Genomic DNA, 25,128 nt, shown 5'->3' on the forward strand with positions numbered 1-25,128 from the left:
TCACCCGGGATTAAAATACTGAGGCCTTAATGCGCACGTGACTGCGAGGTTCCCGCTAATGCGCTTGGTGGTGCACCGTCTGACGCCACACGGCCGCATAGTCTTGAAGCAGACGTTCGTCTTCTGCCCTGACCGTAATCGGATGATCGGTGATCGGGCGGGCCTTTGTTTCGCCCAAAGCCAGCATCGCGGCACCTGAACTGGTTCCTGTTGTTCCCGATGACCGAAATACATCTGCGGCCATCGCGACGCTTAACATTTGAAGGTAAAGGTGATTGCCGGCAAAGGGACCTTCTACGATGATGTGCCCGTCGTGGCCGATATTGGACAAGCATTCGGCCGTCACAAGAGCAAGGTAGAGGGCCACTGCGGCGCCGCGACGCCCTGTTCCCGTGTCCGGTTCTTCCCCGACCCAAGCGGAAACGCGTCCCTTGAACGGTCCGCTGTCCGGTGCAAGCGCGGGCAAAAGCATGACCCGGTTTGATAGCACAAAGTGCAGGTCTTCAGCAGTTGGCTCCGCAGAGATGCCGCCCGTGGCCAGATCGTGTTCGCGCCCGCCCATGAAACGCGCGGACGGGGCAGGTTGCCCGAAGGCGGTGACATTGATCAAAGTATCCAGATGTGGATCAAGCTCAACCGGCTTTCCGCCAACGGACATTGCGATGACCCATGTTCCTGTCGAAATGACGCTGAAAGGCGGGTTTTCTGCCTGAACATAGGGCAGGAGGGATGCATTGGAATCGTGAATGCCACAATAGACGGGCGTTTCTGGCGGCAGGCCGGTGCGTTCGGCAACCAGAGGCAATAGAGGCCCGAGGACGTCGTGCGGCTTGCGAACAGCGGCGAGTTTTTCCGCAATTCCCAATCTTTCGACCAATGAGGAAAAGCGCCCGTCAGACGGAATCCACAGGTCTGTGTGGCATCCCAGAGATGTGACATCCGTGGCCATCACGCCCGTAAGCCGTGCGCCCCAGTATTGCGGGTAGGTGACAATCTGGGCGGTTCGCTCCTTGAGCGAAGCATCGCATTGAAATTGCCAGAACAGTTGCGCGCCGATATTCAACCCGCCAGCAAGACGCGGCGATCCGGTTTCAGCAAACGGAGGGCGCATTTCGCTATATGCATCAAAGGCCTCATCAGGACCGGAATGTTCGTAATCGAGGATCGGTGCCGCCAGCCCACCTTGCGCATCCAAAAGCGCAGCGCAGGCCCCATGGGTTGTGATCGAGATTGCGTCGATCCCGTGCTGTACGTGAAAATCGCATAGGCCGTCCAGTAGGAATTCCCAATGCCCCTCTACATCGAAATGCGGATAGGGCGGGCCCGGTAGAACCGTGTTGGGGCGTGTGATTACGGAAATCTCGGACAGGGACTGGCCGTCGACCAAGGCAAGTTTCGCATTGGTCTTTCCGATATCTATGACGGCGACGTGACGCGTCATGGCATGTGAAACACGGTTTCAAGCGGTTTGACCACCGGTTCGTTGCTCGGATGAGTCTGCATGATGTCGGCCATGTGCGCCCACCATTTCTGCATCACCGGATGATCGGGCAATGCGTCCATCCCGTGCCCGTCCCCGCGCCATAAAACGGCAAAAAGGATTTCGGTGTCTTCGTCCAGATGGATCGAATAGTCCGAGACGCCCGCCTGTTTCAGGAGCGTCACAAGCTCCGGCCAGATCTCGTCATGGCGCTTGATGTACTCCGCCCGGCAGCCGGGATTAAGATGCATCTTAAAAGCGTATTTCTCCATTATCGGGCCCGCCACATGGACCAAAGGCGCGGCAGGGCGATCACGCCAATCAGCAGCGCACCGATCACGATGGACATCACGATACCCGGCACGTTCAACAGGCCCAATCCGAAGGTAACCAGCCCCATGACAAAGGCTGCGATGACCACGCCGACAATCGTGCCTGATCCGCCAAGGATGCTGACCCCGCCCAGAACAACCATGGTGACAACCTCAAGCTCCCATCCGGTTGCGATGGAAGGCCGCGTCGAGCCCAGTCGCGCGGTCAGGCAGATGGCCGCCACGCCAGACATCAGGCCGGTCAGAAGAAACAGGATGAACTTGACCCGTTGCACCCGAATGCCGGAAAACATTGCACCGGTGGCATTGTTGCCGATGGCATAGACCGAGCGTCCAAAGTTGGTCTTGTGCAGCAGCACGCCGTAGATCACCGCGATGATTGCAAACAGCACGAATTCGAACGAGATCACCCACCAGACATAGCCTTGACCGAACCAAGAGAAACTCTCGGGGTAGCCCCGGAACGCCTGATCGCCCAGCACGATATAGCTGATGCCGCGGAACAGGCTCATGGTGCCAATGGTCACCACGATCGAGGGCAACCCCATGCGGGTGACAAGCACCCCGTTGAACGCGCCGCACAGGAGGCCGACGCTCAGACCGATCAACACAAGGCCGGGCGTGCCAACGCCGATCTGCACGGCAGCGCCCATCGCCGTCGAGGCCAGCGCGATAATAGAGGCGACGGACAGGTCGATTTCACCAGAGATGATCAACAGCGCCATGGCGAAGGCGATCATTGCCTTTTCGGTGAAGTTGAACGTGGCATCGCTTAGGTTCCAGGCGTTCAGGAAATAGGGCGAGGCAAAGCTATTGGCGACGAAAATGCCGATGGCCACGAGCAAGAGTAGGGTCTCCCAGCTTTTCAGCCGTTGCTCCATCGGAGAGCGAAGACGGTCGGGGATCAGGCGGTCTGTGGTGCTCATGAGATATGCTCCGCACGCTTGAGGATGATGCGACCTTTCTCGCGGTTGGCCTGCGCATTCAGCGCGACGGCGATAATGATCGCGCCACCGGAGATGGCCAGTTGCCAGAAGGGAGAAATATCGACAACAGGCAGGGCGTTTTTGATGATGCCAAGGAACAAAGCCCCAAGAAGCGCGCCCGCAACGGTGCCGATGCCACCCATGATCGAGACACCGCCGATGACGCAGGCGGCCACGACGTCCAGTTCGAACCCGCCCGCGATATCCACATAGGATACGGCGAAACGCGACACCCAGAGATAGCCTGTCAGACCTGCCAGAGCGCCCGAGATCGTGAACGCCCAGAACTGGGTTTTCCCGACGTTGATCCCTGCGTAAGTCGCGGCATGGGGGTTTCCGCCCGCGGCATAAAACGCCCTTCCCAGGGTCGTCCGTGTCATCAGGATCGTGAAGGCGATCACGGCCAGGATGGCAATCCAACTCAGGACTGGCAGACCCAGCAGTTCCATGCGCGGAAAGGCTTTGAACGCCGGGCTCATTTCATGGCTGTTCACCCATTTGCCGTCAGAGATCAGAAAAATCAGACCGCGAAAGATCGTCATCGTCCCGAGGGTCACGACAATGGGCGGAATTTGCAGCTTCCACACCAGAATGCCGTTGAACATCCCCAGCAGCGTGCCCAGCCCGATGGCAAGGGCCAGCGTGAAGATGATCGGCAAGTCCGGCGCTGCGATGTTGACCATCGAGACGACCATGCCCGTCAGCGCGAGGTTGGCTGCGACGCTGAGGTCAATGCACTTGGTAAGAATGACGATCATCTGGCCAATTGCGAGAAGGATCAGTGGAGAGGTGTCATTAAACACATTGGCCAGGTTCGAGGGCGCAATGAAGGCGGGAAACCGCGACGAAATCAGGACGAGCAACAAGATGATGGCCCCGACTAGAAGTGTCTCGCGCGTTGTGATCAATCGTTTCAACATGCGTGCGTCCTCATATGCCAGCAGCGTGCCGGACAAGTGTTTCTGGCTGTAGATCTGCGTCTGCCAGTTCGGCAACGATCCGGCCTTCGCGCATCACGATCACGCGGTCTGACATACCCAGTACTTCGGGAATTTCAGAACTGACCATGATCACTGCGAGGCCTTGTGCCGCCAATTCGGCCATGAATTCGTGAACCGCGGCTTTCGAGCCGATGTCCACGCCCTTGGTCGGCTCATCAAGTATGATGACCTTGGGTTGGGTTGCCAGCCATTTGGCAATCACCACCTTTTGTTGGTTGCCGCCGGACAGGTTGCCGACATGGGTGTCCAGCGAGGCCGCGCGCAGATCGAGCCGCTCGGTATATTCGCGCGCCAGTTTGAATTCCTCGGCAAGCTTGAGGAAACCCTTGTTCGAGATACGCCCAAGCGAGGGGAGGGTGACGTTCTGAAAGATCGGAAGATCAAGGATCGCACCCTGCTTGCCGCGATCCTCGGGCACGTAGACGATCCCGTTGTCGACCGCATCGGCGGGCGATTTGATGTCCACCGCCGTGCCGTCGATTTCGACCGACCCGGCAGAGGGGCGCGTAATTCCGAACAGCGATTGCATGAATTCTGACCGCCCGGCACCGACCAACCCGTAAAATCCCAGGATTTCACCTTTGCGAAGCGTAAAGTTTATGTCTTCGAATTCTGTCGGATGAGCATAGCCGCTGACAGACAGGACTGGAGCGCCCACGTTGGGTGTTCTTTTGGGAAAGATCTGGCTGACGTCACGGCCGACCATCATTTTGACCAGTTCGGCTTCGGTCACGTCTGAAATCGCGCCGTCGCCAATCAATTGGCCGTCGCGAAAGACTGTGAAGTTGTCCGCAATCCGAAAGATCTCGTCGAATTTGTGGCTGATGAACAAGATCGCCTTGCCTTGCGCTTTCAGGCTTTCGACCAGTTCGTAAAGCTCTTCGATTTCCTTGTGCGACAGGGCGGCCGTGGGTTCATCCATGATGACCACGCGCGCTTCGATCGAAAGGGCGCGGGCAATGGCGACAAGGTGTTTGTTCGCGATGCCAAGGTCCTTGAGCTTAAGGTCGGGATCAAGGTTTGCGCCGATACTGTCCAGAAGCGTGCGGGCCATCTGCGTTGTTTTCTTGCGGTCGATCAATCCGAAAGCGCCGCGCGGCGCGTGACCCAAGAAGATGTTCTCGCCGACAGAAAGCTCGTCGAAAAGAACGGTTTCCTGATGGATCGCTGTCACGCCATTGTCGGCAGCGGCTTGTGGCGTCGGGAAAGGTGTGGGATGTCCATCGACAAGGATGTCGCCACCATTGGGCTGGTAAATGCCGGTCAGGATTTTGACGACGGTGGATTTGCCCGCGCCATTTTCCCCAATCAGGGCCGTGACCTGTCCAGGGTAGAGGCTCAGCGAAACCTCGGACAAGGCTTTGACGCCGGGAAACGTCTTCGTGATACCGTGCAGCGCCAGCACAGCTTGATCAAGCGTCATGCCTTGAGACGGCAGAGCAGTGTCTGTGTGTTGCAGCATGACTCGCCTCGATGTGAAGGGGGACATGCCCCGGCGCAGCGATGGGCCGCGCCGGGGACAGGGTCGTGTGTTTAGAAGATCGACTTGAACTGCTCGATATTGGACGCGTCGTAGACAAACGGATCCGCCATCGCGGCAGAGTTTGTTTCGTCCAGCGTGATCGTTCCAACGCGGCCGATGGAAATTTCCGCGCCTTCCTCGGCCGTGGCATTACCCGACGCTAAAGCGTGGGCGATATAGGCGGCCGAATAGCCCAGATCGATCGGGTTCCAGATCGCAAAGGACTTGGACGCGCCGCTTTCGATCGCGCCCGCCATTTCGGACGGAAGACCAAGGCCGGTCACGTTGACCTGACCAATCTTGCCCGCATCGGCAACCGCTTGAGCGGCGGCAACGATGCCAACGGATGTCGGTGCGATGATGGCATCAAGGTCGGGGTAAGACTGCATGAGGCCCGTGGCTTCACGATAGGACTTGTCCGCCAGATCATCGCCATAGACGGTGCCGACGACATTGATGCCAGGGTAGTTGCCCATGACCTTCGTCATTTCTTCGATCCAGATGTTCTGGTTTGTCGATGTTGTCGTTGCAGAAAGGACCGCCACGTCACCGCCGTCTGGCAGGTGATCCGCAGCCAGCTTGATGATCATGTTGCCAATCAGTGCGTTGGAAGATGGGTTCAGGTGAACCTGACGGCCTTCCTCTGCGACGCCGGAATCCCACGAGATCACCGTGATGCCGCGCTGCATGGCCTTTTTCAGCGTTGGGACCAGCGCATCTGTGTCATTGGCAGACACGGCGATGGCGTCAACACCCTGGGCAATCAGGGAATTGATAACCTCGATCTGGCCTTCCGCAGTCGTGTCGGTTGGACCTGTATAGATGATCTCGACCCCGCCGATTTCGGCGGCAGCTTCTTCTGCGCCTTGTGCGGCTGCTTCAAAAAAGCCGATACCCAGTGCTTTGACAACAAGCGCGATGCGCATGTTGTCCTGTGCCATGGCGGTTGTGCCGAACAGGCTGGCAGCAAGCGTCAGACCTGCGGTGAGTTTGGTAAATGTGCGACGTTTCATTGGTTTCCTCCCTAAAGTACGTTCGCGAATTGGCCCCGCTTATGAGGCCATGTTTTTCTGAGCGCCGCCCGGCTGGACGACGATCAGGGTCACTTCTGCGGCTTCGAGCATGGAAGCCGCCTTGTCTGAAATCTGGTCATCCGTGATGACGGTGCTGATGCGTGAGAGCGGGCACAGAACAAGGCTTGAGCGTTGCTCGAACTTCGTGCTGTCGGCCAAGACGATCAACTCGTCGGCCTGTCCGATCAGTTTCTGCTCGGCTTGGATCAGCAGCGGATCAGCCTCCATTAGGCCGAGAGGGCCAAGGCCCTGAGCGCCCATAAACATGCGACGTGCGCAGAAATTGCGCGTCACGTCATTGTCGAAAGGCGACAGGATGATGTTCTGTTCGCGGTAGATCGTTCCGCCGGACAGCATGATCGTGTTCTTCGAATGCTTGAGCAGATGCTCGGCAATCGGAAAGGAATTGGTGAAGACCTGCAACCGGCGCGTCGCCAGCGGATGCACCATCTGGAACGTCGTTGTGCCGCCATTGATGATGATCGCGTCACCATCGTCGCACAAATCGACGGCTGCCGCAGCGATGGCCTGCTTTTCTTCGATGCGGATGGTTTCGTTCACCGAAAACGGGCGTCCGGCAAGACCCACGAACTGGGGAGGGTTCAGTGCCTCCGCACCGCCGCGCACACGTCGAAGCTGCTTTTCCTGATCAAGCGTCGCAATGTCCCGGCGGATCGTGGCTTCTGACGCGCCGGTCAGATTGCACAGCTCGACCACCGTCACAACAGGGCGTTCTTCGATCGCAGACAAGATGATCGTGTGGCGTTCTTTCTCGTGCATTGTCGTCCTCCCGTGTCGTCTAAGCTGTCCAGATTCGGATCACCTGTCAATCAAAAACAATCAAAACTGATCATACTGCGGTGCAGCATGACTAATTATGATTGATAATGATTGACAAAGCGACACGCTCCAATCAGCCTGATGCGGAAACATTTGGTCGGCGGAGAGCGCCAATCGGGAGGAAACATGTTGAAATCACTGCAAACTCAACTTCTGGAAAGCCGCTGGGATGATGCCGCCACCAAGGGTATGAGCGAATCGGACCTTTTGCTGTATCGCTCAAATATTCTCGGCTCGGATAAGCGCGTGACCAATTACGGCGGCGGCAATACGTCGGCCAAAGTAATGGAAGCAGATCCGCTTAGCGGTGAGGACGTCGAGGTCCTTTGGGTGAAAGGGTCGGGCGGCGATATCGGCTCTATGAAGAAGGACGGGTTTGCAACGCTCTACATGGAAAAGCTGACCGCGCTCAAAGGCCTGTATCGCGGTGTGGAATTCGAAGACGAGATGGTGGCCTACCTGCCTCATTGCACCTTTCGATTGAACCCCCGCGCGGCGTCGATCGACACGCCGTTGCATGCTTATGTCCCCCGAAAGCATGTGGATCACGTGCACGCGGACGCCATCATCGCGATCGCCGCCTCCAAGAACTCCAAGGAGTTGACGCGGGTAATCTTCGGCGACCGCATCGGCTGGTTGCCATGGAAAAAGCCGGGGTATGAGTTGGGCCTATGGCTTGAGGATTTCTGCGTGAAGAACCCCAATGCCGATGGGGTTGTACTGGAAAGCCACGGGCTCTTCACATGGGGTGATACGTCCAAAAGCTGTTACGATCAGACAATCGATGTGATCAATGTCGCGACCAAGTGGTTGGCAGAGCGCAGCGAAGGTGTGCCAGCCTTCGGTGGCGCCGTTCATGAAAGCCTGTCGCCCGCTGCGCGTCGTGAAATTGCAGCGCGCCTCATGCCCGCCATTCGCGGATTTGTATCCGGTAACCAGCATATGGTGGGACATTTCAACGACAGCGATGCGGTTCTTGAATTCGTGAATGCCAAAGACATGCAACCGCTGGCCGCTTTGGGCACTTCTTGCCCGGATCATTTTCTGCGTACCAAGATCCGGCCGCTGGTCGTCCCCTTTGATCCTGCGAAAGGCAATATCGAAGAGGTGGTGGCTGGCTTGCCGGACCAGGTTGACGCCTATCGCCAAGACTACGCGGCCTATTACGAGCGCTGCAAGAAAGACGACAGCCCGGCGCTGCGTGATCCCAATGCGGTGGTCTATCTTGTGCCCGGCGTCGGGATGATGACCTTCGCCAAGGACAAGGCAACCGCGCGCATTTCCGGCGAGTTCTATGTGAACGCGATCAACGTCATGCGCGGCGCGTCCGCCGTCAGTGAGTATCAGGGCCTGCCCGAGCAGGAAGCCTTTGATATTGAATACTGGCTCTTGGAAGAAGCCAAGCTGCAGCGCATGCCGAAACCGAAATCCCTGGCCGGGCGCGTGGCCTTGGTCACCGGCGGCGCGGGCGGCATCGGTGCCGCAACGGCAGCCCGCTATCTGACCGAAGGCGCTTGCGTGGTCCTTGCCGATATCAATGAAGAGGCGCTGGCCACGACGCAGACCGCGCTGACTGATCGGTTTGGTGCCGATGTGGTGCGCAGCGTTGTGATGAACGTGACCAGTGAAGAGGCCGTCGCAGCGGCGTTTGCGGATGCGTCCGTCGAATTCGGAGGCGTCGACATTCTGGTGTCCAACGCGGGCATCGCATCGTCAGCCCCCATCGAAGAAACATCGCTGGAACTGTGGAACAAGAACATGGACATTCTGTCCACGGGCTACTTCCTGGTCAGTCGTGAGGCGTTCAAGCTGATGCGTGTCCAGGACATGGGCGGTGCCGTTGTGTTCGTCGCGTCCAAAAACGGCCTCGCGGCCTCGCCGAATGCGGCGGCCTACTGCACAGCGAAAGCTTCGGAAATCCATTTGGCACGGTGTCTGGCCCTTGAAGGCGCGGAAGCGGGCATTCGTGTCAATGTCGTGAACCCGGACGCGGTTCTGCGCGGATCGAAAATCTGGGAAGGGGACTGGCTGGAGCAACGCGCGGGCACCTACGGCACCGACAAGGACGGACTGGAAGAGATGTATCGCCAGCGGTCCATGCTCAAGCGGTCCGTATTCCCGGAAGACATCGCGGAAGCATGTTATTTCTTCGCTGCCGATACGTCCTCCAAATCAACGGGCAACATCATCAATGTGGACGCGGGCAATGTCCAAGCGTTTACACGGTAGGGGCACATCATGAGCTATGAGAGCGCAAAAGCCGCCTTTGCCGACTGGGGCGTTGATACAGAAGCTGCATTGGATCGGCTGAAAACGATCCCGATTTCGATGCATTGCTGGCAAGGCGACGACGTTGTCGGGTTCGAGCAAAAGTCAGGCTCGTCCGGTGGCGGCATTCAGGCGACCGGCAACCATCCGGGCCGCGCCCGCACACCCGATGAACTGCGCGCCGATCTGGACTTCGCCTATGCGATGATCCCGGGGTCGCACCGGCTCAACCTGCATGCGATGTATCTGGACACGGATGCCAATCCGGATCGTGACGAGATCGAATTTGCGCATTTCGCGCCATGGGTCGACTGGGCCAAGGGGCAGGGGATCGGGCTGGATTTCAATCCAACCTTTTTCGCCCACGCCAAGGCGGACGATAATCTGACGCTCAGCCACCCGGATCAGGGCATCCGCGATTTCTGGATTGAACACGGAAAGCGCAGCCGGGATATCGCGGCGCAGATGGGCGCAGCCCTTGGTTCTTCTTGTGTGAACAACATCTGGGTGCCGGACGGCTACAAGGACACGCCGATTGATCGGATGTCAGCCCGCAAGCGTTTGGAGGCGTCTCTGGATACGATGCTTGCGCCGCCGCAAGACAAGGCGCAGATGCTGGACGCGGTTGAAAGCAAACTTTTCGGTATCGGGGTAGAGGCCTGCACTGTCGGCAGCCATGAATTCTACATGGGGTACGCCATACGCAACGGCACGTTGTTGTGCCTCGATATGGGTCATTTCCATCCAACTGAGAATATCGCTGACAAACTCAGCGCGGTTGCCCTGTCGCTGGACGAAATCTTGCTGCACGTCTCGCGGCCGATGCGGTGGGACAGCGATCATGTTATCCTGCTGAATGATGACATTTTGCAAATGGCGCAAGAGCTTGTCAGCGCCGATTTGCTCGGGCGCACACATATCGGCCTCGATTTCTTTGACGCCACGATCAGCCGAACTGCCGCCTGGGTGATTGGGACGCGTAACATGCAAAAGGCATTGCTGCGGGCCTTGTTGCTTCCTCTGCAGCAATTGAAAGCGGCTGAAAGCAGCCAGGATTTCACGACCCGCTTCGTGCTGACAGAAGAATTCAAGGACATGCCTTTCGGCGCTGTCTGGAACGAGTTCGCCGCGCGCGAAGATGTTCCGAACGGCCAAGGTTTGATCAAAGAGCTTGATCGGTATCAGGCGCTGGTTGCAGACCGTGGATAGAGTGGCCGCGGTTTCTGGACGATCAGAGACGCGAGGCTGATTGAAGGGCCAAATGCGACGCGGTTCATTGCATTCGCGTGGACAGTTTGCACTCTGTGGCCACTCACGGTGCTCTACCCATTCGCAGGGATCAGCCGCGCGGGACGGCTCAATCGGGGCGGCGGTCGGTGTAGCGCGTCTCCAGATCGTAGTAGTCGTCAAAACCCACAAGGCGACGCAGTTCTTCGAACGCCAAAAGCCCCTGCGGTGGGCGACCGTCACGCAGGGCGGCCAGCGCGTCCTGCATGGCGCGCATTGCGGCGGACATCAGGGTCAGCGGATAGGCTGCGTGGTTGTAACCGATATCTGCCAATTGCTCGGGTGGGAGGATGGGTGTAGCGCCACCCTCGACCATATTTGCCATCTTCCATCCCGGCAGTTCGGAACAGATGCGGCGCATTTCGGCTTCGGAATGCGGGGCTTCGACGAACAGGATGTCGGCACCTGCGGAATGGAATGACTGTGCCCGGGCAAGGGCTTCGTCCAACCCGTGGCCGTGGCGCGCATCTGTGCGGGCGATGATCAGGATGTCCTGTCCGCTTTCACGGCGCGCATCATCGGCGGCACGGACGCGATCGACCGCTTCTGCCCGGTCGACAACCAGCTTGCCCTTGGTATGTCCACAGCGTTTCGGGGCGACCTGATCTTCGATCATCACCGCCGCTGCACCCGCACGCGCATACCCCGCCACGGTTCGGCGCACATTCATTGCGTTGCCATATCCGGTGTCACCGTCCGCCAGCACGGGCAGGCGGGTCACAGCACAGATATCCCGCACCGCATCGCGCATTTCGCCGTAAGAGATCAGCCCCGCATCCGGAGCGCCGATGCGATGGGCCGAGACGGCAAAGCCCGACATGAACATGGCATCGAACCCGGCGTCCTCGATCAGACGGGCCGACAACGCATCGCCGCAAGAGGGCGTGACCAGCAACTTGCCCGTTTCCAGCCGTGCGCGAAGTCGTGCGGCGGCGCTGTGTTGCGGGGCCGTGGTTACAGTATCCGTGGAAGCCATAGGACGATATCCTCGAACCAGTAGATGATAAAGACGGTGGTCAACATCATCGCGACAAAGGGCGCGGCCCCGCGGGCGACCTCACCCAGGCTGGCGCGCCCAATGGCCTGAATGACGTAGAGGTTCAATCCGACCGGCGGTGTGATCAGCGCGCATTCAACCATCAGCACGAAGAAGATGCCGAACCAGATCGGGTCAATGTTCAGCGCCATCACAGCGCCTGCCAGGACCGGCATCATGATCAGCATCATGGAGAGCGCTTCCATGAACAGCCCCATGATAAGCAGCGCCAGCCCGACGGCGATGATGAACAACCCCATTGTGTCGATGTTGGACGTGATAAAGGCCGACACATCCTGCGGGATGCGCCACAGTGCGATGGCTTTGCCAAAAACCTTGGCACAGCCCACGATCAGCAGGATCGCCGCCGATGCGCGCAGCCCGTCCATGACCGCGTCTTTCAGCCCGGCCAGATCAAGGCTGCGCAGCACAACGAATGTCAGAAACAGCGCGCCAAGGAAGCCGATGGCTGAGGCTTCGGTTGGCGTAAACCAACCGGCGTAAATGCCCGCAATGACCAAAGCCGCCAACGCAATCGTCGGCAGTGCGCGCAGGCCCGTGCTGCGGCGTTCGGCCCAGCTGGCCTTGGGAGTTGCGGTGTATTGCGACGAAAACCGCGCGTAGAGCATCGAGTACCCGATAAAGAGGCCCATCAGCAAAAGGCCCGGCCCGATCCCCGCCATGAACAGATCAAGGATCGAGGATTCGGTGATCACGCCATAGACGATCAGAATGATCGAGGGTGGGATCAGGATCCCAAGCGTGCCCCCGGCCGCGAGCAATCCGAACACGAAAGACCTAGGGTAGCCGCGCTTCGTCATCTCGGGAATGGCGACCGATCCGATGGTGCCTGCCGTTGCGACCGATGAGCCAGAGATGGCCGAGAACAATCCGCAGGAAATCACTGTCGCCACGGCCAGCCCGCCAGGCCAGTGACCGACCCAGGCTTGCACCGCTGCAAACAGGTCGCGCCCGACCCCACCGCGCAACAGGATGTTCGACATCAACAGGAACAACGGCACGGCGATCAGAATGAAGCTGTCCAACGAGGACAGAAGCCCGGTTGCTGCGATGCGCGGGGCAAAATCCCCAAGGATCAGCAACGTAACCCCAAGCCCGCCAAGGGCAAAGGCCACGGGCACTCCGATCAGCAGCAGCACGAAAAGTGCAAACAGAATGGCAAGAACAGTCACTTGGGATTATTCCGGTGCATGAGCGTCGGTAGGGAGCGGCGCGCCAAGCGCGCAGCGGATGAATTCGATAATGGCCTGGATGCCCAGCAGACCAAAGGCCAGCGGCACGGCGGACTGTGCCCACCAGGCCGGGATATCCAGCATGCTGCCCGAGGAGCGTCCGCGCTCGAACGAATTGAGCGGCGCATCCTTGCCGTACCAGACCAGCACCCAGCAGAACGCGACCACAAAAGCCAGCGCCGCCAGTCGCGCCGCGCGCTGTGCACCCGGACCCATCAACGCCGTTAGAGCCGTGACGCGGATATGCTGGTTGTGCCGCAGCAGCGCTGGGCCAGCAAGCAGCGTGGCAAAGATAAACAGCAGTCGGGACAGTTCCTCGGCCCAAATGGTCGGCGCGTTGAAAAAGTAGCGCGCAACCACCTCGAAGCCCAGCATCAGCCCGATGGTAAAGTAGGCCCAGCCGCAAAGCTGGGCCAACCGATCGGCAAGCCAATCGAAAAAAGATGCGACTGACTGCATTGCGGTCAGAAGTTTTCTGCGGCGTCGAGCAATTGACGACCCAGATCGCCGGACTCGGCCAGCCATGCCTCGATCGTCGGTGCAGAGGCTTCCTTCCATCTCGCGATTTCTTCGTCCGTTGGATAGTAGACGGTCATGCCATTGGCTTCCGCCTGCTTGAACGCATCGGCCTCAAACTCCGACATGTAATCGCGCACAGCGGTTTCTGCATTGCGGGCGGCTGTTGTCAGAACAGTGCGCTGCTCTTCGGTCAGGCCTTCCCAAACATCTTCGTTGATGACGACGATAAATTCGATATCCGCGTTGTTCACGACGGTGATGGCGTCCATCACTTCCCAAAGCTTGCGAGAAACAACGCCGGACACACCGGTCATACCGATATCGACGGTGCCCCGCTGATACGCCAGAAACTGTTCAGAGCCGGAAATCAACGTCGGTGCGCCGCCCAGAACGCTGACCCATTCGCCCAGCCACTTGCCGAATACGCGGGCTTTCTTGCCCTCCATGTCCTCGGGGCCGCGCAGGGGTTCATCCTTGCTCAGAAGAACCGAGCCACCATAGGCCTGCCACCACAGAACATGCGAACCCGTTTCACGGATCGCCGCATCAATCGGGTCCCGTACAGGCGAGCCGGGGGCCACTGCCGCGCGGACCTTTTCTTCGGTATTCATGACGAAGGGCATGTAGAAAATATCGACAGCCGGGATTTCACCGACATAGCGGGTCAGTGACGCAACCCCCATCTCGATCTCGCCCGCGCCAACCGCTTCGGGCACTTCGTTGTCGCGGTAAAGCTGCGCACTGTCATAGATCTCGACCGTTATATCGGAATTGGCCTCGACCTCTTCCTTGAACATCAGAAGGTTCTGGCCAAGGTGGCTTGCAAGCGGCAGCTGCAAGGTAATCCGCAATGTCGTGTCTGCGAATGCGGGGCTGACATAGAGCATGGCCGCTGCGGCAAGACTGCCTAGCAGATGTTTCATGATTTCCTCCTCCCAAGGGTCTATTCTTTTTCCGATTGTGCCGTACCTCCCCGTACGACGAGCGACCAAACAATCTACAGCTTCCCCGTTCTGTCAAGGGGACTGTCGCAAACTTCGTGAGGATACGGGCTGGTCACTCTCGGGCTTTCGCGAATTGCACGAGCGGTCGTTACGGATGATGTTCGAACATCAGCATGCGTCAGACAGCCTGTCGGTGACGATGGAAACAAATTGCGTCGGTCAAACCAAATTCGGCTTTCCGTGAACCACAGTCAAAGAACGCCTTTCGCGCTCTCGCGGAGTCGTTTCATAAGTACGGCATCATCGCGTCGGGCGAGCGAGAATTCTCGACTGTAGGATTGTGTCGGATCTCCCGCCACCCAAGCTGCAGCCAGTTCACCGCCTGCGCAGGCCGCCATGGTGCCGAACCCGGAATGGGCGCAGTTCATAAACGCGCCCTCGGGACCCATGGGCCCGATGAGGGGCCAGTTTTCCTCGGTCATGGTGTACCAGCCGCCATAGTGATACATCGTGCGGGGGAGCCGACCGTAGTAAGTCTTCAGGGTCGGGTTAAGCCGCGCGGCACCGCGCAGCACGATTTCGGGAAAGTTGTCGTCCAACGGCGACTCCCATGTCGCCTCGGCAGGCGTTTCGTTATAGGCCCAGCCCAGTTTGATCCATTTGCCGGTGTCGCCGCCATCCGGGCGGCAATGAATGGAGCCCGGCATACTCTCGGCCAACCAGCGGAAATCGGGATCAGCGGCCAGCATTTCCTTTTCCTCATCTGACCAGTCGATCTGCTGACCGTCGAGATCAATGGAAAATGGCATGGCCCGTGGGATGGCATTCTCACGGTCCTCGAACGCAATCTTCTGCTGGAACGTGTTGTAGATCGGCAGTTCCACACCCAGCATCTGTGCAATTTTACCGGCAAACGGACCTGCGGCATTGACGATCTTGTCAGCGCGGATGTCGCGCGTGCCGTCAGCGCCGCTCACACTCAGCACAAACCCGTCACCCGGTTCTATGGCTTCCACCGATCCTTCAATACGCTCCATGCCAGTGTCTTTCACGGCTTCGAGCATATACATCCCCAACTGCTGACCGTTGATATCGCCCCCGCGGCGGATGTGGATGATGGTCTGCACATCCGGGCTGTAGGATGGAAACGTCTTTTGGATCGGCGCCCGGTCTTGCAAAATGTCCACTCCGACGGGCGCCGTTTCCCAATCAGGTGCCGTTGGTGGACTGTATCGGTCGGTATCACCGCGTGTGTGATAGCGGATCAGATCGTCGGCTGACGCGCCCAACCCGTCATGCAGTTGCTGGACCAGTTCGCCAATATCCGTGCTGCGCGTCACCAGTGCATACCCGCGCCGGTTCATGTTGATACGGTTGGCGCTGTCGCGCGCGATGTCTTCCAAAAGGTCAATCGAGCGGTTGGTAAAGGCCACCATGCTGGGATGCGGCCACCAGTTGCGGTAGTTTTCCCCCGATTGCGCCGATGTGAACGCCATTGGCGTCTGCGCATCAATCAGCGCAATGCGCGCGATGCCGTGGTTTTTTTGAAGATAATAGGCCGTTGCTATGCCAACAATTCCTGCTCCGATTACTGCGACGTCATAGGTCTTGTCCGACATTTGCCTGTTCCCGGTCTATAGTTTGGTCGCGCTTCGCGTTGAGCCATACAATTTGCGACGGCGCTCTATGCCCAAAAGCATGTTCGCAATCCGACGTTCTGCAGCCCGTGTGATACGCACACATTCCCGTAGCGTAGCTGAATATTCATAAGCAAGTTCGGTATCTATGAATTCTTGCATCGACCAATGCAGTCCTGTGGTGAAGGCGGGCGAGAATCCACCTGGCCAGACGCTTGGCTCCTCGCGTTCGATGGAAAGGACGACGCGGCGCACGCGGCTGGTCCCGAAGTGACCGATTGCGTTCTCTGCTTGGCGGGTTGCTCAGATGTCCTCGGAGTATTGGTATTGCTCTGTCGTCAATTGAACAAACCGCATGAAATGGCGCGCGGCATCGGTTGTTTTTCGTTTCTTTGGAAGAACGAAGTTGGTCTGGTAGACGACCGGCGCGTCAAACTGTTTGATAACAATACCATTCTCTTCGCCCGAGAGCAGCGGGAAAGGGTTCACGAGCGCAAGCCCGACACCTTGGCGGACCAGCTCCAATGCGGCAATGGCGGTTGTCGTTTCGACGACGATGTTTGGCCTTACGCCCGTCTTGCTCAAGATCTGATTTGTCAGAGCACGCGTCCCGAACGTGCCCAGAAAATCCACCATGTCCATTCCATGCAGGTCACTCGGCTCGATATGGGTTTTCTCTGAAAGAGGGTGGTCCGAAGGCAGCAAGCAAACCACTTTTGACTGCCGCCAAGGCACATAGGTCACGCCGGTGTTCTGAATGTTGCCACTGGACAGGCCCAAGTCATAGCTGGAGTCCAGAATGCCCGAAATCACCACATCGGTTGTCTTGATATCAAGCTCGATCTTCTGCCCCGGATAGCGTTTCAGATACTTGGCGACGCATGGGATAAGCAGCTTCTGTGCCTGCGTCTGCGGCGCGACCAGGCGAAGCGGTTGTTTGTCTGTTGCTGACCAGTCGATATGGTCAATGGCATTGACCGCGTCGAACAGGGGGTCAAGCATTTCATTGAGGCGATAAGCCTCTGGCGTTGGCTGAATGCGACCGGGCGATCTTACAAAAAGCGTGCGACCGGTCCGTTCTTCAAGTTGCGAAAGCGTGCGGCTGATTGCGGACTGCGAAACACCGATCCGACGGGCGGCTCCAACAGTCGTTCCGCTGGCGATCAGCGCCCGAAGCGCCTCGAATTCTCTCAATCGCCGGTGGGTCGCGCGCAACGGAAGTCTCCTCAAAACTGCCTAGAGTCCGGACGTTACACGGACAGGATAGTCCTATGCAATACTGCATTGGCTTCCTTATTGATTATGATTTTTCAGCTAAGCTATTCTGACGCCGTAGCGCATAACGGACGTCCGTTTGCCAAGAAGCACGCGTTGTCCGCTCAAGACTTGGTCCGCTTGGACCAGCAGCAATCGTCGTCTCAGACCCCTGACTTGGCGACCGGTCGGTTAGGGCTCAAACAGGAAAGCACCGCACGACTATGGCAGAAACGATACTCTTTGCAGGCGGTAATCTCCTTGATCCCCGACAGTCAGATCTCATCGAGGGCGTTGACGTTCTTGTCGAGGACGGTCGCGTGAAAGAAGTGTCGGAGACGCCGATCAAGAGCGATAGTGCAGTCCGGATCGACATCGCGGGAAAAACCATCTGCCCCGGATTGATCGATGCGCATGTCCATATGTTCATGAACGAAATGAACCTTGGTCTGGCGCGCACGGTGCCGGTGACATACGCATCCGCCAAAGCCGCCTTTGTGCTCAAAGGCATGTTGATGCGCGGCTTCACCACGGTGCGCGATATGGCCGGTGGTGACTTCGGAATGCGGGACGCCTCAGCCTCGGGCTACATTGACACGCCGCGGCTGTTCATATCCGGGCGCAGCATCACGCAAACCGGTGGGCACGGTGACTTCCGAGAAGCCAGCGTGACGACAGAAGATTACGCCTGCTGTTCGGCGTCTGAGTTGTTTTCGATCATCGCTGACGGCTTGCCCGAGGTTCTCAAAGCGGTCCGCGATGAACTGCGAAAGGGCGCAGACCAGATCAAGGTGATGTTAAGCGGCGGTGTCGCGTCGCCCAACGATCCGCTGAACAGCCTTCAATATCGGTCGGATGAACTGGAGGCGATTGTCGAAGAGGCCACTCGATGGGGCGTCTATGTGGCGGGGCACGCCTATTCGGATGATGCAATCAAAAGGGGCCTCGCCGCAGGAATTCGCACCATCGAGCACGGCAACTTTATCACGCCTGAAACTGCCAAGACCATGTCCGACCTTGATGCGTACCTGGTCCCGACGCTTATCACATATGACGTGACAAAGAAGCTGGGACCGGCGTCCGGGAAATCGGAAGTCAGCCTTCGCAAGAATGACGAGGTGCATGCGGCTGGGCTGCAATCGCTGGAAATCTGTCGCGCGGCAGGCGTGCCCATCGGGTACGGCACCGACTTGTCTTTCCACACGCAGCAATGGCAATGCAGTGGGCTGGCCCTGCAGGCAGAGGTTCAGTCGGCGGGCGGCGCGATAGAAGCCGCAACAATCGTCAACGCGCGCATTCTGCGCCACGAAGGATTGCTCGGGGAACTTGTCCCCGGCGCACATGCGGATCTCCTCGTCATAGATGGCAACCCGCTCGCGGACCTGTCCGTGTTCGATGATCAGGGCAGCAAGCTCGATGTCATCATGAAGGGCGGCAAATTTTTCAAGAACACTCTGACGACGTAATCCAATTCGAAAGGTGCCACCTGTGCTGGATCAAAACAGAAAACCGATCATTTTGCTTACCGGTCATCTTGGCAGCGGTAAGACGACACTCCTGAACAAGTTTTTGTCGACGGTCGAAAAAGGAACGACGGCCGTCATCGTGAATGAATTCGGCGAGATTGCCATTGATAACGAACTGATCCGGCAATCCGAAGAAAACGTCGTCCTGCTTGAAAACGGGTGTATCTGCTGCACCGTGCGCGGCGATCTTATTCGCACGCTGCTGGATCTGAATGCGCAGGTGCGCAACGGCGATCTGCCGGATTTCGCACGCATCGTGATTGAAACAACGGGTCTGGCTGACCCGGTCCCGATCATTCACAGCATGATGAACAATCTGGAAGTCATGCTGTCGAGTGAATTGGTCAGCATCGTTGCGACCGTTGATGCAGTCCTCGGCAAATCCACGTTGGACTCCAATGAAATTGCGGCACGGCAGGCCGCGATTGCGGATCGCATCCTGATCACCAAAAGCGACTTGGTCACAGACGACGCGTTGGACGATCTGTCGTCCTATCTTCGGTGGATCAATCCATCCGCATCAATCGATCGAATTTCCCTGGATGACACCGATTTCGATCGCCTCGACACGCCCTTGTTTGCTCCGTCGAAACCCGAAGACGTGCGGCAATGGCTGCAGAATGAAGACCGAACGGGGGGGTTGGTCAAAGGCCATGACACAAACGCATTAACCAGTTTCTGCGTTTCGCGGGATGAGCCGTTGGACTGGGATGACATTTCAGAATGGATTGAAACGCTGACTCAAAAATTCGGGCCGAAACTGCACAGAATCAAGGGGTTCCTGAACATGACGGACTCGCCGGATCGGCCCTATGTTATCCACGGCATCCAGCATCTTTTCCACCCTCCACAACAACTCGACGCATGGCCAAGCGAGGACCGGCGGTCCCGGGTTGTGTTTATCACCGATGGGGTCTGCAAATCTGATGTCGACGACCTGCTCGTGACCACGAGCCCTGCTTTGGAGCGGGCGGGGTAACGATTGCCGCCAGCCTTCAAAGTCAAAAAAACGTTCGGCTTCGCATTCAATAGCTGAACAACAAGGAGAAAAATGATGAATACCTTCAAATCGGCCCTTCTGGGAGCCGCAGTGTCAGCGGTGTGCCTGATCACATCTCCCGTTGCCGCGCAGAATTGGGACATGGCCAATGAATACCCGGCCACGTCCATTCACGGACAAGTTGCAGACTTCCTGGCGCAAGAAGTTGGCAGGCAGACCGACGGTGAAATCGAGATCACCGTCCATCATGGCGGTGCGCTGGGCTACAAGACAGTTGAGCACTTTGATGCCGTCGGTGACGGCGCAATCCAGCTTGCGACATCGCCATTTTCCCAGTGGCTGGGCATCGACCCATTGTTTCAGATTTCCTCGTTGCCATTCCTTGCACCGACAATCGACGACGCGCGTCGCCTTTATGACATTGCCAAGCCTCACTACTCAAAGGTCCTGGAGGACAATGGACAAGTCTTCTTGTTCGCGACCCCTTGGCCGCCCGCCGGGCTGTGGGGAAACAAGAGTTTTGGGTCTGCCGAAGACCTGGTCGGAGTGAAGATCCGGACCTTCGATGTCACCGCGACGGAGCTTCTGAAAGGCGTCGGCGCATTTCCGATCAAACTCGCGTGGTCTGAGGTTCCTGCGCAGCTGTCGACAAACGCGATTCAAGCGGTGCTAACATCTGCGAACGGTGGCGTTGGTGTTCAGCTGTGGGAACTTCAGTCGCATTTCACCCCGGTCAACTACTCAACCGGGCTTCAAGCCACTCACATTAACCGAGACGTTTGGGACGGTCTGACCGAGGCCCAGCGCGACCAGGTTCTTGCTGCGGCGGTCAAGGCCGAGGCGATGGGCTGGGACCTTGCCTCCAACAGCATCGCGAAGGACTTCGAGAAAATGCGCGCCAATGGGATGACCATTAACGAAGATGTGCCCCAGGAATTCCGCGCCTTCCTTAACGAGACGGCCAAACCCGTTGTTGATGCATGGGCCGAAAAGATCGGAGACCGGGCGGTCTCGATCCTGACACCCTATCGCGAAACCAACTGACTGAATGGCGGAAGGGCGCATCATGCGCCCTTTCGAAACGCAACGGGGCGGGGCACACATGTCAAAACTGTACTTGACTGTCTTTCGGATTTCACAAGTGACGGCAGTGGTCGCCGCTCTTGCATTGGTTTGCATGGTGGGTTTCATCGCCTTTGAAATCCTACTGCGTCACTTCTTCTCGACATCGACATTCGTGCAGGATGAATTCCTTGGATACGGACTGTCGATCTGTATCGTTTGGTCACTGGGATACCCCCTTGAAAGCGGCAAGATGATCCGCATCAACTTGCTGACGTCCAGGCTTTCAGCAAGGGCTGAACGCGCTCTTATGACGTTTGCAGCCTTCTCAACGGCACTTCTCATTCTGGGGCTGGCCTGGATGTTCTGGCTTCGCGTGACCCGTGCCTGGACCAGAGGCACAGTGTCGGCCTCGTCTGCTGAAGTCCCTATCTGGATTCCGGAATCGATCATCATGATCGGATTGATCCTCTTCTTCTTTCAACTCGTTGCGCACGGTCTCCAAAGCGCCACGAACCACCCTTCGTTTGCCAAAATCGATGCAAACGACCAAGAACACTGAGGAAAAGGTTTCATGGAATCCGTTGTCGCTGGCTTTGCCGTTTTTGCATTCCTTGTCATTTTCCTTTCGCTGGGCATCTGGGTTTTCGCCAGCATTCTGCTCGTGTCAGTCGTCGCGCTTTACACGTTGGGCGATATGGACCTCGTGCGGATCGGTACGATCAATGCGGCGATTTTCAATCGGTATGCCGCAGCCTGGGAACTATCCGCGATCCCGATGTTCATATGGATGGGTGAGATCGTGTTTCGGACAGATATTTCGATGCGATTGTTCAGGGGCTTGTCGCCCTTTGTGAACATGATCCCGGGTCGATTGCTGCACACCAACGTCATGGGCTGCACCATGTTCGCCGCGATTTCGGGCTCATCAACGGCAACGACGGCCACTGTCGGGAAAATCACAACCCGTGAGCTTTTCAATCGTGGATATGACAAATCACTGAGTGTCGGATCCCTTGCGGGTGCGGGTAGTCTTGGCCTGATGATACCGCCCTCGCTGGTTCTGATCGTCTATGGCATTCTTGCCGAGCAATCCGTGGCGAAACTGTTTGCTGCGGGCGTGTTCCCCGGTTTGATGATCAGTGGCCTGTTCACGGTATACATCGCGGTGCGTGCGTGGATTAACCCCTCCATCGCCCCGGAAAAAGCGCAGCAATACGCGTTGCGGGACTATCTTTCTGCGCTTGGGGATCTCTTTCCGATCCTGCTGCTGATGACCATCGTTCTGGGGTCCATCTACACGGGTGTTGCCACGCCGTCAGAGGCTGCGGCAGTTGGTGTGTGCGTCAGTCTGATCCTGGTCGTTCTGACGCGTCAGTTTTCTTTGAACCTGATGGTCGAGTCCCTGATGGGCGCGCTCAAGACTTCAACAATGATCTGCATCCTGCTGATTGCCGCAGCCGTGCTGTCCACAGCGCTTGGCTTTTTGCACATCCCCAAGGATGTCGCCGCCGGGATCGCATCGCTGGAGCTTTCGCCTTGGGGGCTGCTTGCCATTCTTTCGGTGTTCTACCTCGGTTTGGGGCTGCTTCTTGAGGGTAACTCCATTGTTGTCATGACCTTGCCAATTGCACTGCCGCTTGTTGTGCAGGCAGGGTTCGATCCGGTTTGGTTCGGCATCTATCTGGTTCTGATGATCGAAATGGCAGCGATAACGCCGCCCATTGGCTTCAACTTGTTTGTTCTGCAAGGCGCTACGGGATATCCCATCGGGCGCGTCGCGCGCTCTGCCTTTCCGTTCTTCCTGCTCATGGTGCTGGGCGTTTTCCTCCTGGCAATATTCCCGCAGATCGCTCTTTGGTTCCCCAACCTGATCTACGGGTCATAATCATGCTTCATAAATCACTAAGCTTGGGCGACTTTCGTGCCGTGCTGTCAGCGCATGAGGAAGAAGTCAGCGCCGAGGGTATTTTCCTGGCCACCGAAAAGTTCTGTCGCGCGCAGTTTGGGTTCATGTTGCTGACCGTTCTGCGGTATTTTCCCGCCAGCGGAGAAATTGAACGGGTCTACAGCACTGATCTTGAGAACTATCCACTCGGTGGCAGAAAACAAATGGGTGGCACACCCTGGGGCACGCTTGTGCAAGAGCAGGGTAAGGCGTGGCTGGGGAAGGGGGCCAATGACTTCAGATGGGCGTATCCCGACGCTGAAAAGTCACTCAGCATGGGGCGTGAGACCAGCCTTTGCATACCCATTCGCGTCAAGGCCCGCACGATCGGGGTATTGAGCCTGAGCGCCGAGCGGGATCGCTATACACATCAAGACGTCGAAAACCTGCGGTTCCTTTCCCCATTTGTGGCACATGGGCTTCAAATGCTTGGCACATTGGATGTTGCGGGCTCAACCTGCGAACGTGCGGGTTAGAATTGGGTTTGGCCCGCTGCCGAACTCGGAAAAACCGAGGTAAGCTGTCTATGAAACGCGAGAACCTGCGTGACGGAAAGCGTGTTCAGAAGCGCGTTTAAGCAGGATACGGTCAAGTTGGTTTGGACGGTATTGTCTCGAAGGGGGGCACAAAATGAAACCCAGGATCGCTCTGCTTGGCGCTGTTCTTGAATCCAATCGGTTTGCACCGCCGGCGGAACGGGACGACTTCACCTCGCTGACCTGGCTCGCCGGGGCAGATTTGATGGCAGAGGCCAGATCGGCAACGCCGAAACTGGCAACCGAGTTCGCGGCATTTGTCCGCGCGATGGACGCAACTGGCGATTGGGAACCGGTGCCCTGCTTGCTGGCCGCCAGCCACCCGGCAGGCCCGGTGCGTCAGGATGTGATCGAAGAGATCATCGCCACGAACGAAGAGATGGTGCGCGCAGCAGGGCAGGTGGATGCCGTCTACATTTGCAACCATGGCGCAATGGTCGCGGAACACGATCCGGACCCGGACGGCTTGCTCATGACCCGCATCCGCGAGGTTGTTGGCCCCGATGTTCTGATTGTCGCGACCCTTGACCTGCATGCAAATGTGTCAGAGCGCATGGTCGACGCGTGCGATCTCATCGTCGGATATCGGACGAACCCACATGTGGACCAGATCGAGCGGGGCGAAGAAGCGGCGTTTTCGCTTCGTCGGCAGTTGGCCATGCGGGCAAAGCCCCAGATTGCTCATGTAAAGCTGCCCTTGGTGCCATCATCGGTGACGTTGTTATCTGCCGAGCATCCGTATGGGACGTTGATTGATTACGGCCAGCGGCGGCAGGCTGAATATCGCGGGCAAATTCTCAATGTGTCGGTTTTCGGGAATTTCCTGTTTTCGGATACGCCTGACAACGGGGTGAGCATCGTCGTCACCGCGCGCGAAGAGGCGCAGGCGGCGCAAGACCTTGCGGCGGAGATCGCTGAATTGGCGTGGTCCTTGCGGGCGGACTTTGTGCGGGAGCTGATGTGTCTGGACGACGCTGTCAAACTTGCCGCCAAGACTGATCGCATGACGGTGATCCTGTCTGATGCGGGCGACAATCCAGGCGGCGGTGGCAGTGGCAGGACGACCGCGCTGTTGGCGGCGTTTCACGAGGCGGGGATTAAAGACTGCCTGGTGGGTTCTTTCTGCGATCCGGACCTGGCGCGGGACGCCCATCATGCGGGTATCGGCAACACGTTCACAGCACGGTTCAACCGCAACGTCGATATTAGCCAGAGTTGGTCGCAATGGGACACACCGTTTGAGGCCGAAGCCGAAGTTTTGGCGCTTCATGACGGGAACACGATCGGCGAGCGCGGCATGACAGCCGGGCGCAGGCTCGCCTTGGGCCCTTCGGCGGCGTTGCGTATCGGCGGCATCACGGTCGTGGTGATCACCGACCGGACACAGACATCCGATCCCGTCTTCTTTCACATTTTCGGCTTGGATATCGCGGCTGCGCGCACAGTGGTCGTCAAATCCCGCGGACACTTTCGGGCCGGGTTCTCGAAATGGTTTTCGCCGTCACAGGTCTTTGAGGTCGATACGGCCGGTTTGACCAGTCCGATACATGACCGGTGGTCGTTTCAGCATCTGCCACGGCCAAACCATCCGATGGATGAAGACGTCTCTTGGCCGTAAGCGCCA

22 protein-coding genes are annotated in these 25,128 nt (G+C 57.8%); 9 read left to right on the top strand and 13 right to left on the bottom strand.

All coding sequences use genetic code 11. The features are described 5' to 3' along the window. Positions 1 to 55: 55 nt before the first annotated feature. The 7 genes from MWU54_RS12345 to MWU54_RS12375 form a co-directional block, all read right to left on the bottom strand. A complete protein-coding gene (locus MWU54_RS12345) occupies positions 56 to 1,441 on the bottom strand; it encodes an FGGY-family carbohydrate kinase (RefSeq protein WP_247084155.1) in 1,386 nt (461 codons plus the stop codon). After that, positions 1,438 to 1,752, bottom strand: coding sequence for an L-rhamnose mutarotase (gene rhaM / locus MWU54_RS12350; protein WP_247084168.1), 315 nt, complete (start codon positions 1,750 to 1,752; stop codon positions 1,438 to 1,440). The genes MWU54_RS12345 and rhaM overlap by 4 nt, the downstream gene beginning before the upstream one ends. Beyond that, positions 1,752 to 2,738 carry an ABC transporter permease gene (locus MWU54_RS12355; protein ID WP_247084170.1) on the bottom strand — a complete coding sequence of 329 codons (987 nt, stop codon included), beginning with the start codon at positions 2,736 to 2,738 and terminating at the stop codon, positions 1,752 to 1,754. The genes rhaM and MWU54_RS12355 overlap by 1 nt, the downstream gene beginning before the upstream one ends. Next, positions 2,735 to 3,718, bottom strand: a complete 984-nt coding sequence (locus tag MWU54_RS12360; protein ID WP_247084172.1) for an ABC transporter permease — start codon at positions 3,716 to 3,718, stop codon at positions 2,735 to 2,737. The genes MWU54_RS12355 and MWU54_RS12360 overlap by 4 nt, the downstream gene beginning before the upstream one ends. Before the next feature lie 10 nt (positions 3,719 to 3,728). Next, complete coding sequence (locus MWU54_RS12365; protein ID WP_247084174.1) at positions 3,729 to 5,222, bottom strand: sugar ABC transporter ATP-binding protein; 1,494 nt, start codon at positions 5,220 to 5,222, stop codon at positions 3,729 to 3,731. A gap of 110 nt (positions 5,223 to 5,332) precedes the next feature. Continuing rightward, positions 5,333 to 6,334, bottom strand: a complete 1,002-nt coding sequence (gene rhaS / locus MWU54_RS12370) for a rhamnose ABC transporter substrate-binding protein (RefSeq protein ID WP_247084175.1) — start codon at positions 6,332 to 6,334, stop codon at positions 5,333 to 5,335. Positions 6,335 to 6,373: 39 nt separating this feature from the next. Beyond that, positions 6,374 to 7,174 (bottom strand): DeoR/GlpR family DNA-binding transcription regulator, encoded by an 801-nt coding sequence (locus tag MWU54_RS12375; RefSeq protein WP_247084177.1) that lies wholly within the window; start codon positions 7,172 to 7,174, stop codon positions 6,374 to 6,376. A 186-nt stretch (positions 7,175 to 7,360) separates the two neighbouring features. On the opposite strand from MWU54_RS12375, the gene MWU54_RS12380 reads away from it, so the two are divergent. Both MWU54_RS12380 and MWU54_RS12385 read left to right on the top strand, forming a co-directional pair. Further along, positions 7,361 to 9,463 (top strand): bifunctional rhamnulose-1-phosphate aldolase/short-chain dehydrogenase, encoded by a 2,103-nt coding sequence (locus MWU54_RS12380; protein ID WP_247084179.1) that lies wholly within the window; start codon positions 7,361 to 7,363, stop codon positions 9,461 to 9,463. A gap of 9 nt (positions 9,464 to 9,472) precedes the next feature. Continuing rightward, on the top strand, positions 9,473 to 10,711 hold the full coding sequence (locus tag MWU54_RS12385; protein ID WP_247084181.1) for an L-rhamnose isomerase: 1,239 nt from the start codon (positions 9,473 to 9,475) through the stop codon (positions 10,709 to 10,711). 148 nt (positions 10,712 to 10,859) lie between these two features. Here the strand turns inward: MWU54_RS12385 and MWU54_RS12390 are convergent, their stop codons facing one another. The 6 genes from MWU54_RS12390 to MWU54_RS12415 form a co-directional block, all read right to left on the bottom strand. Next, positions 10,860 to 11,765: an isocitrate lyase/PEP mutase family protein gene (locus MWU54_RS12390; RefSeq protein WP_247084183.1), complete on the bottom strand. Its 906-nt coding sequence runs from the start codon at positions 11,763 to 11,765 to the stop codon at positions 10,860 to 10,862. Further along, positions 11,744 to 13,018: a TRAP transporter large permease subunit gene (locus MWU54_RS12395; protein ID WP_247084192.1), complete on the bottom strand. Its 1,275-nt coding sequence runs from the start codon at positions 13,016 to 13,018 to the stop codon at positions 11,744 to 11,746. The genes MWU54_RS12390 and MWU54_RS12395 overlap by 22 nt, the downstream gene beginning before the upstream one ends. Positions 13,019 to 13,024: 6 nt before the next feature. After that, complete coding sequence (locus MWU54_RS12400) at positions 13,025 to 13,537, bottom strand: TRAP transporter small permease (protein WP_247084194.1); 513 nt, start codon at positions 13,535 to 13,537, stop codon at positions 13,025 to 13,027. A 5-nt stretch (positions 13,538 to 13,542) separates the two neighbouring features. Further along, the gene (dctP, locus tag MWU54_RS12405; protein WP_247084196.1) at positions 13,543 to 14,520 is read right to left on the bottom strand and encodes a TRAP transporter substrate-binding protein DctP; all 978 of its coding nucleotides are present in this window, start codon (positions 14,518 to 14,520) and stop codon (positions 13,543 to 13,545) included. A 272-nt stretch (positions 14,521 to 14,792) separates the two neighbouring features. After that, positions 14,793 to 16,160, bottom strand: a complete 1,368-nt coding sequence (locus tag MWU54_RS12410; RefSeq protein WP_247084197.1) for an FAD-binding oxidoreductase — start codon at positions 16,158 to 16,160, stop codon at positions 14,793 to 14,795. Between the two features lie 321 nt (positions 16,161 to 16,481). Beyond that, positions 16,482 to 17,393, bottom strand: a complete 912-nt coding sequence (locus MWU54_RS12415; RefSeq protein ID WP_247084199.1) for a LysR family transcriptional regulator — start codon at positions 17,391 to 17,393, stop codon at positions 16,482 to 16,484. A 263-nt stretch (positions 17,394 to 17,656) separates the two neighbouring features. Here MWU54_RS12415 and MWU54_RS12420 point away from each other — a divergent pair, with 263 nt between their 5' ends. The 7 genes from MWU54_RS12420 to MWU54_RS12450 all read left to right on the top strand — a co-directional run bounded on the left by MWU54_RS12420 (position 17,657) and on the right by MWU54_RS12450 (position 25,122). After that, a complete protein-coding gene (locus MWU54_RS12420; protein WP_247084205.1) occupies positions 17,657 to 18,898 on the top strand; it encodes an amidohydrolase family protein in 1,242 nt (413 codons plus the stop codon). A 22-nt stretch (positions 18,899 to 18,920) separates the two neighbouring features. Further along, on the top strand, positions 18,921 to 19,937 hold the full coding sequence (locus tag MWU54_RS12425; protein WP_348647650.1) for a GTP-binding protein: 1,017 nt from the start codon (positions 18,921 to 18,923) through the stop codon (positions 19,935 to 19,937). 162 nt (positions 19,938 to 20,099) lie between these two features. Next, positions 20,100 to 21,002, top strand: coding sequence for a TRAP transporter substrate-binding protein (locus MWU54_RS12430; protein ID WP_247084209.1), 903 nt, complete (start codon positions 20,100 to 20,102; stop codon positions 21,000 to 21,002). Between the two features lie 58 nt (positions 21,003 to 21,060). Beyond that, positions 21,061 to 21,582 carry a TRAP transporter small permease gene (locus MWU54_RS12435; protein ID WP_247084211.1) on the top strand — a complete coding sequence of 174 codons (522 nt, stop codon included), beginning with the start codon at positions 21,061 to 21,063 and terminating at the stop codon, positions 21,580 to 21,582. Between the two features lie 12 nt (positions 21,583 to 21,594). Further along, positions 21,595 to 22,908 (top strand): TRAP transporter large permease subunit, encoded by a 1,314-nt coding sequence (locus MWU54_RS12440; protein WP_247084213.1) that lies wholly within the window; start codon positions 21,595 to 21,597, stop codon positions 22,906 to 22,908. Between the two features lie 2 nt (positions 22,909 to 22,910). Beyond that, positions 22,911 to 23,444 carry a GAF domain-containing protein gene (locus tag MWU54_RS12445; RefSeq protein WP_247084214.1) on the top strand — a complete coding sequence of 178 codons (534 nt, stop codon included), beginning with the start codon at positions 22,911 to 22,913 and terminating at the stop codon, positions 23,442 to 23,444. 154 nt (positions 23,445 to 23,598) lie between these two features. After that, positions 23,599 to 25,122, top strand: coding sequence for a M81 family metallopeptidase (locus tag MWU54_RS12450; protein ID WP_247084215.1), 1,524 nt, complete (start codon positions 23,599 to 23,601; stop codon positions 25,120 to 25,122). The last annotated feature ends 6 nt before the right edge of the window (positions 25,123 to 25,128 follow it).

It is taken from the genome of Marivita sp. S6314 (assembly GCF_023015985.1).
Lineage (GTDB): Bacteria > Pseudomonadota > Alphaproteobacteria > Rhodobacterales > Rhodobacteraceae > Marivita.

Excerpts from the sequence above, each read along its gene's own strand:
- rhaS (WP_247084175.1), bottom strand. The coding sequence starts at position 6,334 with ATGAAACGTCGCACATTTACCAAACTCACCGCAGGTCTGACGCTTGCT.
- MWU54_RS12440 (WP_247084213.1), top strand. The coding sequence starts at position 21,595 with ATGGAATCCGTTGTCGCTGGCTTTGCCGTTTTTGCATTCCTTGTCATT.
- MWU54_RS12390 (WP_247084183.1), bottom strand. The coding sequence starts at position 11,765 with ATGGCTTCCACGGATACTGTAACCACGGCCCCGCAACACAGCGCCGCC.
- MWU54_RS12360 (WP_247084172.1), bottom strand. The coding sequence starts at position 3,718 with ATGTTGAAACGATTGATCACAACGCGCGAGACACTTCTAGTCGGGGCC.
- MWU54_RS12445 (WP_247084214.1), top strand. The coding sequence starts at position 22,911 with ATGCTTCATAAATCACTAAGCTTGGGCGACTTTCGTGCCGTGCTGTCA.
- MWU54_RS12410 (WP_247084197.1), bottom strand. The coding sequence starts at position 16,160 with ATGTCGGACAAGACCTATGACGTCGCAGTAATCGGAGCAGGAATTGTT.
- MWU54_RS12450 (WP_247084215.1), top strand. The coding sequence starts at position 23,599 with ATGAAACCCAGGATCGCTCTGCTTGGCGCTGTTCTTGAATCCAATCGG.
- MWU54_RS12375 (WP_247084177.1), bottom strand. The coding sequence starts at position 7,174 with ATGCACGAGAAAGAACGCCACACGATCATCTTGTCTGCGATCGAAGAA.
- MWU54_RS12400 (WP_247084194.1), bottom strand. The coding sequence starts at position 13,537 with ATGCAGTCAGTCGCATCTTTTTTCGATTGGCTTGCCGATCGGTTGGCC.
- MWU54_RS12435 (WP_247084211.1), top strand. The coding sequence starts at position 21,061 with ATGTCAAAACTGTACTTGACTGTCTTTCGGATTTCACAAGTGACGGCA.
- rhaM (WP_247084168.1), bottom strand. The coding sequence starts at position 1,752 with ATGGAGAAATACGCTTTTAAGATGCATCTTAATCCCGGCTGCCGGGCG.
- MWU54_RS12385 (WP_247084181.1), top strand. The coding sequence starts at position 9,473 with ATGAGCTATGAGAGCGCAAAAGCCGCCTTTGCCGACTGGGGCGTTGAT.
- MWU54_RS12420 (WP_247084205.1), top strand. The coding sequence starts at position 17,657 with ATGGCAGAAACGATACTCTTTGCAGGCGGTAATCTCCTTGATCCCCGA.
- MWU54_RS12345 (WP_247084155.1), bottom strand. The coding sequence starts at position 1,441 with ATGACGCGTCACGTCGCCGTCATAGATATCGGAAAGACCAATGCGAAA.
- MWU54_RS12380 (WP_247084179.1), top strand. The coding sequence starts at position 7,361 with ATGTTGAAATCACTGCAAACTCAACTTCTGGAAAGCCGCTGGGATGAT.
- MWU54_RS12355 (WP_247084170.1), bottom strand. The coding sequence starts at position 2,738 with ATGAGCACCACAGACCGCCTGATCCCCGACCGTCTTCGCTCTCCGATG.
- MWU54_RS12365 (WP_247084174.1), bottom strand. The coding sequence starts at position 5,222 with ATGACGCTTGATCAAGCTGTGCTGGCGCTGCACGGTATCACGAAGACG.
- MWU54_RS12430 (WP_247084209.1), top strand. The coding sequence starts at position 20,100 with ATGGCCAATGAATACCCGGCCACGTCCATTCACGGACAAGTTGCAGAC.
- dctP (WP_247084196.1), bottom strand. The coding sequence starts at position 14,520 with ATGAAACATCTGCTAGGCAGTCTTGCCGCAGCGGCCATGCTCTATGTC.